This window comes from Helicobacter sp., from assembly GCF_029067145.1.
Classification (GTDB): Bacteria; Campylobacterota; Campylobacteria; order Campylobacterales; family Helicobacteraceae; genus Helicobacter_D.
This window is the reverse complement of the sequence record NZ_JAIEFA010000015.1, coordinates 1-7595: the sequence shown is the minus strand read 5'-3', so window position 1 is coordinate 7595 and position 7595 is coordinate 1. Positions and strand designations below refer to the sequence as shown.

Sequence of the window (7595 nt, the reverse complement as noted above, 5' to 3'; positions counted from 1 at the left end):
GAATCTTGCTTGGAGCTTAAAATCTCATTGAGCATTGGCTCATCTAGTCTTGGATAGAGATTCCCTATCCCACTAAAGCACGCAAAATCTCTAATGTCATTCAATCCATAAAACCCCAAATAATACTTATCTAAATAATAATAACCCTCTTTGTCTTTAATGATTTGCAAGAAGCTAAATCGCTCGTTTAAATCCCTCTGAATCGTGCGCTTACTCACATTAAATTCGCAAGACAACTCATCAATGCTAAACCTCTCGCCACTAATGAGTTTTTTAAGAATTAAAGTTAAGCGCACTGCAAGCGTATCGTATTCCTTTCTCATTTTGTTTTGTTCCCTTTTTAAAAAGATTTATTATAGCATAGAAAATGTCGCGCTCTTGTCGCTAGAGCTGTTTTGATTGGCTAAAATTATTTGTCCTTGCGAGATTCCATTTGTGGAATCATTGCATTTTATACGACAAATCCTGTCCAAGCGGTTTTGTATAATTTTGAAATTTTAATTGATAGGAGAAAAAATGAAGCAAAGAATCAAGAAATATCTGTAGATTTTGACAATATATTGTTAAAAGCAATAGCTGACACAGATACAAATAAATTTGATAAGAATAAGCTCAATATTCTTGTGATTGGTAAAACTGGTGCGGGGAAAAGCACTTTAATCAATGCGGTATTTGGCAAAAAGTTAGCCAAAACAGGTAGTGGAAAGCCTGTTACACAAAGCTTAAAACAATTTCAAAAGGCGAATTTAAGCATTTATGATAGCAAAGGGCTTGAGCTTCAAGACAATGATGCTTATAAGGAAATTGTTAATTTTATAGATACACAAAAAAACAAAGCCTGTGGATAAACAAATTCATTTGGCTTGGTTATGTGTTCTAGAGGATTTGCGCAGGGTTGAAGACGGAGAAAAAGAACTCTATAAAAAACTACAAGAGCAACGTATCCCAACAATTATCGTTATTACAAAAGCCCAACAAGACAAAGATGTAAAGGGCGATCGTTTTTCAGACATAGTTAAAAAAGAATTTAACACAACAGAAGTAATGCGTGTGCGGGCTTTAGAAGTAGAAGATGATGAAGGAGATGCAAAAGAAATAATGGGCGTTCAAGAGTTAATTTCGCGCTCTCGAGACCTTTTGCCTGAAGCGCAACAAAGTGCTTTTGCAAGAAAACAGGAATATGATAAAGAGATGAAAAGGCAACAGATGGAAAAAGACGCCAAGGAAATTATTAATTACTACGCCCCAGCTTCTGCAGCACCTTGTGCAAGTCCGATACCTTTTTCCGATATTGCTTTAATTCTACCTATTCAAGCGGCAATGATTGTGCATCTTAGCAAGATTTATGGATTAGAACTTGATAAAGAAAGCGCAAAAAAAGTAACAATAGGACTACTTGGAGTGTGTGCGACAGGATTTGCCGTTAGGGCAGGACTTGGTAGTCTATTGAAGTTTATTCCTGTGATTGGAACAATTACTGGTGCAACTATTAATGGCACGGTAACTTTAGCAACAACAAAGGCTATGGGTGAAGCTTATCGGACATATTTAGAGGAAAATTATGAGAATATCCTAAAAAATATTGCTCTAAGTTTTGATTTTAGCGATATTAAGGTGTCAAAAGTTTCGTGGTTTCAATAGGATTGTCCGTGTTTAATAAATTTTATTCAGTGTGCAAGATTCTTTGTTCCTTCAAATCTTTATTGGCAAATCAAATTACAAAGCCAAAACAAACCGCAAATATTGCTTGGCTACTCTATAGAATCCAAGATTCTCTAAAGAATCCTAATACAACTTCGGCTGTATGTGAAACTTTAGATTTAATTGTGGAGTTTAAAGAAAAAAGCCCTGAAGATTATGAAGAGATTTTTGCTTTGATTGGAAAAATTTTAGAGGAATATGCGCAAAATAAAGATTCTATTAAGCAAAATTTGCAAGAATTGCTTTAATGACATCAAATATAGGGTAATTACATCTTTTACTTATTCCCTATAATCCTTTCCATCAAGCCGATGCAGCGGAGCAACATTTGAAAATTTTTACAGCAAAGAAAAAGTTGCTTTTATCAAGGTTATCTTAAATGGTAGAATCTCATAGAGATTCTACTCTGTCGCATTTTATTGATAAAAATAATCAAAGCTTCCTTTGTCAGTTACAATGCTTGCTCTATACAATTTTTCCCAATAAAATTCACGTATAATACCATTAATTTACAGAAAAACTTTCGTTTAAAGCCAATGTTTTATTGCGGGACAAATGATAGATACACCGATACCTCGTCTCCTCCTTATATAACATAGAAACGACACGACAAATATCCTTCCTACACAACCCAGAATTACAAATCTCCCTCAATCTCTCTTTCTTAATTACGAAAACGATAAAAAACGGCGTAAGCCGAACAAAATGCGTCTTACAACAATTTTTTGAATCGTAATCTTATCCGCTAAAGAAGTGATTATAATATCCCACTCAATATCCGTGCAACTTGGATTAGCAATCACTGAAGCCTCTTCCAATCCTTTGCGATTCTATTTGTGCCTATTAATCTCTCCTCAACAAAACAATGAAACATCTAATAATCACTATTCACTTGTTAATTTACACACATAAGTGTATATACAAGGAATCATCTTATTCCTTGGAGCTAAAATTCACATTAAACTTTCTTTTAATGTGATACCATTTATCGCCCAAAGCGTCCATATAGCCATAATCGCCCATTTGACCTTTCAAAGTATTTTTGTTTTTGTAAATCTCCTCATCAAGCCACTTCTTAGCAAACCAACCTGCCGCAAATCCTACAACAAATCTAAGCATAATGCCTCCTTAAAAATTTAATGTATAGATTTCTCTATGGGCAAATTATAAACTTATCAGATGACAAGATATGTCGCAAAAAATTATTCTACAAAAATTCTCGCCTTTGTGGAGGAATCTTTCAAAAAAGATTCAGTATGTCCAATGATTTGGGCGGATTCTATGCCATTGTCTTGTAGTCTTGCTAGAAGTGTGTTTGCTTGATTTTGCGGCAGAGCAAACACCAATCCACCCGAAGTTTGCGCGTCAAATAGCAAGATTTCCAAGTCTTTAAATTTAGAATCCTTTGAAAGATTAAATGCGCATAAATGCTTAATGGCGCGCTCATTTCCGCAACTCCCACCGGGGATAATCCCCATTTTTGCAAACTCAATTGCTTCCTCTACCAAAGGAATCGCTTGCGATTCTAAACGAATGTTAATTTTAGGATTCAACATTTCACTCAAATGCCCCAAAAGTCCGAATCCTGTAATATCTGTGCAAGCGTGAATCTCAAAATCACTTGCAATCTCACAAGCACGGCGGTTTAGTGTTGCCATAATCTGCGCGATTTTATCTGCGACTTTAGAATCTAGCATATTTGCCTTTAATGTCGTTGTCAGCACACCTATACCGATAGGCTTTGTGAGAATCAAAACATCGCCGACTTGTGCGCCATTGTTACGCCAAATTTTCTTTGGAGAGACGATTCCGCTTACGCTTAAGCCATACTTTTGCTCGCTATCAGACACGGTATGCCCGCCGACTAGCACACCTCCTGCTTCTTTGATTTTGGATAATCCACCCTCTAAAATACCTTGCGCATAATCTTGCGGAATCCGACAAGAATCCCACATCATCAGATTCAAAGCGCATTTTACGATTCCGCCCATTGCATACACATCACTAAGCGCATTTGCCGCAGCAATCTGCCCATAGATATAGGGGTCATTTACCACAGGCGTAATGAAATCCGCTGTCTGCACGAGGGCTAAATCGGGCGTAAGCTGATAAACCCCCGCGTCTTCGTTGCCTCTAAAATCCACCAAAACATTTGCGTCTTCTTCGTTACTTAAGGAGCTAGCAATTTGTGAGAGGTCGTCCAGACCTACTTTACCCGCTCAACCAGCAACTTTGACAAATTGCGTGATTTTAATTTCTTCTTTGCTTGTTCGCATTTTATTTTTCCAAATCGTTAAATAGAGATTCTAACTATTTTACCTTATTTCCAATTATTTTTTGGCAAAATTGCACAAAATTTTTAAGGCTTTTGTATGGAATGGTTAGCCCTAGACTTTTCATTTATTCTTGCGCTTTTTATCATCGGAATTTTTACAGGAATCCTAGCGGGATTCTTTGGAATTGGCGGCGGAGCGATTATCGTTCCTTTAATGATTTTGCTAGGAAATGACATAAAAATTGCGATTGGGATTTCTATTATGCAGATGATTTTTTCCTCTGTTTATGGCTCTTATATCAATTACCGCCAAAATAACTTGGAGTTCAAAGATAGTCTTTATGTGGGGCTTGGTGGGCTAATCGGCGCGGCTTTTAGCGGTGTCGTAGTAGATAGTGTCCCCTCAAGCATTTTGGAGGGATTCTTTACACTTTTTATCCTTTATTCCCTTGTGAAGCTGTTTAAGGCAAACGCTTATGGCGGAGAAAGCCACTTAGACAATGGAATGAGTGCAAAACTATTTCTCATCGGCTGTGGCTGTGTCGTGGGCGTCTTTGCGATTTCACTTGGAATTGGTGGAGGAATGATGTTATCCCCACTTCTTGCATATTATTTAGGATACAGCAGCAAAAAAATCATTCCACTTTCGCTTTTCTTTATCATTTTTTCCTCTGTTTCGGGATTTACTTCCCTAGCAATGCACGGCTATGCGGACTACAAGCAGGGCATTATCGTGGGAATCGCCTCGCTCATTGGCGTGCGCATTGGGATTTGGCTACTTAGTATTATAGACGCCAAAAAACACAAATACGCACTACTTATGATGTATTGCCTCGTGCTTGGCATTATGCTTAAAAAAATGTTTTGGGGTTAAGTGTGTGCATTGCAATGGAATCTAAAAGAAGTTTTTGTCATTGCATTATTATAATGCGGGCAATCTATCATCTAAATATCTCACCATTGAATGCTTTTTAATTGCTAAGATTATGGATTGCTTCGTTCTTTCACTCCTCGCAATAAAACAACTATTTCTCCCCCAATGCTTCTTTGGCGATTTTTACTAAAGGCTCTACATCGTATTCTTGAATCTTTAATTCCATAGTCTTTAAATATTCCTCAATATTTCCTGAAGTGAGTCTGTGCGTATTATCCCGAATCGCATCTAACTGCATAGAATTCATATCAATGTTATAATGAATCAAATCGCTATAATTTGCAATATTGTCCGCATAATCCAAAGTATCAAATCCGTAAATTTTAGCGTTTGGATAAGATTCCAACTCACCAATCAGCCAAGTTAAAACTGCACTCCAAGTATAAAAACTCTCTGAATTAGTCATAGATTTTTTCTTTAGACGATAAACATTGTAATTCAATCGCGAATAGGGAGGAACTATAAAATAAAAATTTGTTTGAGGATAATCTCTCACAAATGTGAGCAAAAATTTATCTAAATATTTTTTATCGCTGCTTATATCTTTCGCATTCGTTCTTTGTAGTTTAGCAAAATTGTTTGTCTTTATCGCATCGGCTAAATCCAATAATTGCCCCACTTTTTTATAATCAACAAACCAATTTTGTATGCCACCAAGACGCTTATTTGTTCGTTCATCTTTCCCAAAACTAGCCAAATCTTCTGTATCTTTAATGGTCGTTTTACACCCTCCGCTATCTGATAATAACAAGGCACATTTAATAAATTTCTCATTAAAATAAATTTTCAAGTCATTCAACTCATTATCATCATAAAGAAAAGCAAAATAGCTCTCACTTTCTGACACTCCCACAATCGCATCAAGCGATAAAATCACAGATTTAACAGGCTTTTTGCGCAAAGCATAACCTAGCACCAACGCTCTTTCGCCCAAAGAAGAACCTGCAAGAGAAATATTCACCCACTCTCCCCCGAGTTTTTCTTTTGCTTCTTTGGCTGAAGTGTTTCCTAGCATAGAAGTCCCTAAAATATACGAATCAAAATTATAATGTTTGATGACTCCTTTTGCCTGCATTCTTATATCACTTGAATAAGTTTCCTCTCTGAAATATGGCTTATGATAGAGCAAAAAAGGGTCGTAGAGATATAAAATAAACACTAAAAACAAACCAACTGATAGCGGAATCATTAAAGAGATAATGCAAAATTTCTTGTCCATAAGATTTCCTAAAAATTAAAATATATAAATTCAGTATAAGGCGTAACCGCAAGAGTCATCAATGAAATTAGCAAATAAAATCCTATTAGAATTGCTAATTTATAACTTACTTTAAATTTTGCTAATTTTTCCAAAGAATTACTACAGCATAAGCACAAAACAAACGCCATTAACAAATAAATTACAAAATCATTTCTTGCTTCTAAACTTCCTAATAATTCTGGTATATGGTGCATTTTTCTAGGCAACTCCACCCAAGTAATCCCAAACATTCCTTTGAGTAGTTGGATTGCACCTTGCACATTCTCACTCCTAAAGAATATCCAAGTGATATTTAAGAAGTTAAAGGTAAGAATCCAGCAAAGGACTTTATAGATTCTGCCTTGCAAAAAGCTTTTCTTTTGAAGTTGGAATCTTTCTAGTATATAGCCATAGATTCTATGCACACACATTGCACCTCCGTGTAAGACTCCCCACATTACAAATCCCCACCCTGCTCCGTGCCAGATTCCGCTTAAAAAGGCTACGATAAAGAGATTCCTAAGAGTAAGAATCTTATTGATAAAATCATAAAATTTAGAATCTTGATACTTAAGATTCCTATTTCCTCCAAGAGGAATATAAAGATAATCCTTCAAGAATCTCCCCAAAGTGATATGCCATTTTCTCCAAAACTCACTGATATTTAAAGATTTATAGGGAGAGTTGAAATTAATAGGCAGCATTATCCCAAAGAATAACCCTAAACCTATTGCCATATCACAATATCCGCTAAAATCAAAATAGAGCTGAAAAGTATAGCTTAAAGTTGTCGCCCAAGATTCAAAGATATTTAAAGCCCCTCCATTCTCTACGACTTTGAATCCTGCATTTGCCCATTTTGCAAAACTATCTGCAATAAAGACTTTCTTAAAAAATCCAATAGAAAATATAAATAAACCTTTTGCGAGATTCTCCCAAAGTTTGCAATGAACTGCTTTACAAAATAAAGTATGGAATTGAGGCATCATTTCTTTATGATGCACAATAGGACCTGCAATCAGTTGAGGGAAAAAAGAAACAAAAAGGCAATAATCTAAAAAGTCTAATTCTTTGGATTCCTCTTGCAAATCACTCGTATCTACCTTTCTATAACAATCTACCAAAAAAGCAATTTGTTGAAAAGTAAAAAAGGAAATGGCTAAAGGCAAAAGAATATGTGGCAAGAGAATATTCCAATCCAAATGCAAGACTTGTGCAAAAAGATTAAAATTGTCCAAAAAGAAATCGGTGTATTTAAAGAATCCCAAAAGAGCAAGATTAAAGAGGATTCCAAGAATCAAATAAAATTTGGGATTCTTAGAAATTTGCTTTGGAGTAGAGCTAAAAGCGTAAGGAGGATTAAAAGAAGAGGATTCTAAAGAAAGGCTATTTTGGGGGGGGGGGTGGGGGGGGGGGTGGGGGGGGGGGGGGGGCGGGGGGGGGTG

Annotated in this window: 9 protein-coding genes; 4 read left to right on the top strand and 5 right to left on the bottom strand. The window is 36.1% G+C overall.

The features are described 5' to 3' along the window. Positions 1 to 323, bottom strand: a 323-nt coding sequence (locus K2N75_RS01080) for an HTH domain-containing protein (RefSeq protein WP_297681563.1), incomplete at its 3' end; no start/stop codon positions are given. 96 nt (positions 324 to 419) lie between these two features. Between K2N75_RS01080 and K2N75_RS01075 the strand changes: the two genes are divergently transcribed. Genes K2N75_RS01075 through K2N75_RS01065 form a run of 3 tightly spaced genes read left to right on the top strand, consistent with a single transcriptional unit; the run spans position 420 to position 1949 of the window. Next, on the top strand, positions 420 to 848 hold the full coding sequence (locus K2N75_RS01075) for a GTPase (RefSeq protein WP_297681562.1): 429 nt from the start codon (positions 420 to 422) through the stop codon (positions 846 to 848). Next, a complete protein-coding gene (locus K2N75_RS01070) occupies positions 841 to 1641 on the top strand; it encodes a DUF697 domain-containing protein (RefSeq protein ID WP_297681561.1) in 801 nt (266 codons plus the stop codon). The genes K2N75_RS01075 and K2N75_RS01070 overlap by 8 nt, the downstream gene beginning before the upstream one ends. Positions 1642 to 1649: 8 nt before the next feature. Next, entirely contained in the window at positions 1650 to 1949 is a 300-nt protein-coding gene (locus K2N75_RS01065) for a hypothetical protein (protein ID WP_297681560.1), read from the top strand. Positions 1950 to 2634: 685 nt separating this feature from the next. Here the strand turns inward: K2N75_RS01065 and K2N75_RS01060 are convergent. Both K2N75_RS01060 and selD read right to left on the bottom strand, forming a co-directional pair. Continuing rightward, positions 2635 to 2820 (bottom strand): hypothetical protein, encoded by a 186-nt coding sequence (locus tag K2N75_RS01060; RefSeq protein ID WP_297681559.1) that lies wholly within the window; start codon positions 2818 to 2820, stop codon positions 2635 to 2637. A gap of 83 nt (positions 2821 to 2903) precedes the next feature. Beyond that, positions 2904 to 3905 carry a selenide, water dikinase SelD gene (gene selD, locus K2N75_RS01055; RefSeq protein ID WP_297681567.1) on the bottom strand — a complete coding sequence of 334 codons (1002 nt, stop codon included), beginning with the start codon at positions 3903 to 3905 and terminating at the stop codon, positions 2904 to 2906. A gap of 168 nt (positions 3906 to 4073) precedes the next feature. Between selD and K2N75_RS01050 the strand changes: the two genes are divergently transcribed. Beyond that, positions 4074 to 4850, top strand: a complete 777-nt coding sequence (locus K2N75_RS01050; RefSeq protein WP_297681558.1) for a sulfite exporter TauE/SafE family protein — start codon at positions 4074 to 4076, stop codon at positions 4848 to 4850. Positions 4851 to 5001: 151 nt separating this feature from the next. Here the strand turns inward: K2N75_RS01050 and K2N75_RS01045 are convergent, their stop codons facing one another. Both K2N75_RS01045 and K2N75_RS01040 read right to left on the bottom strand, forming a co-directional pair. Further along, a complete protein-coding gene (locus K2N75_RS01045) occupies positions 5002 to 6129 on the bottom strand; it encodes a hypothetical protein (RefSeq protein ID WP_297681557.1) in 1128 nt (375 codons plus the stop codon). A gap of 8 nt (positions 6130 to 6137) precedes the next feature. Then, positions 6138 to 7595: MBOAT family O-acyltransferase (locus tag K2N75_RS01040; protein ID WP_363318414.1), on the bottom strand; the 1458-nt coding region annotated here is incomplete at its 5' end.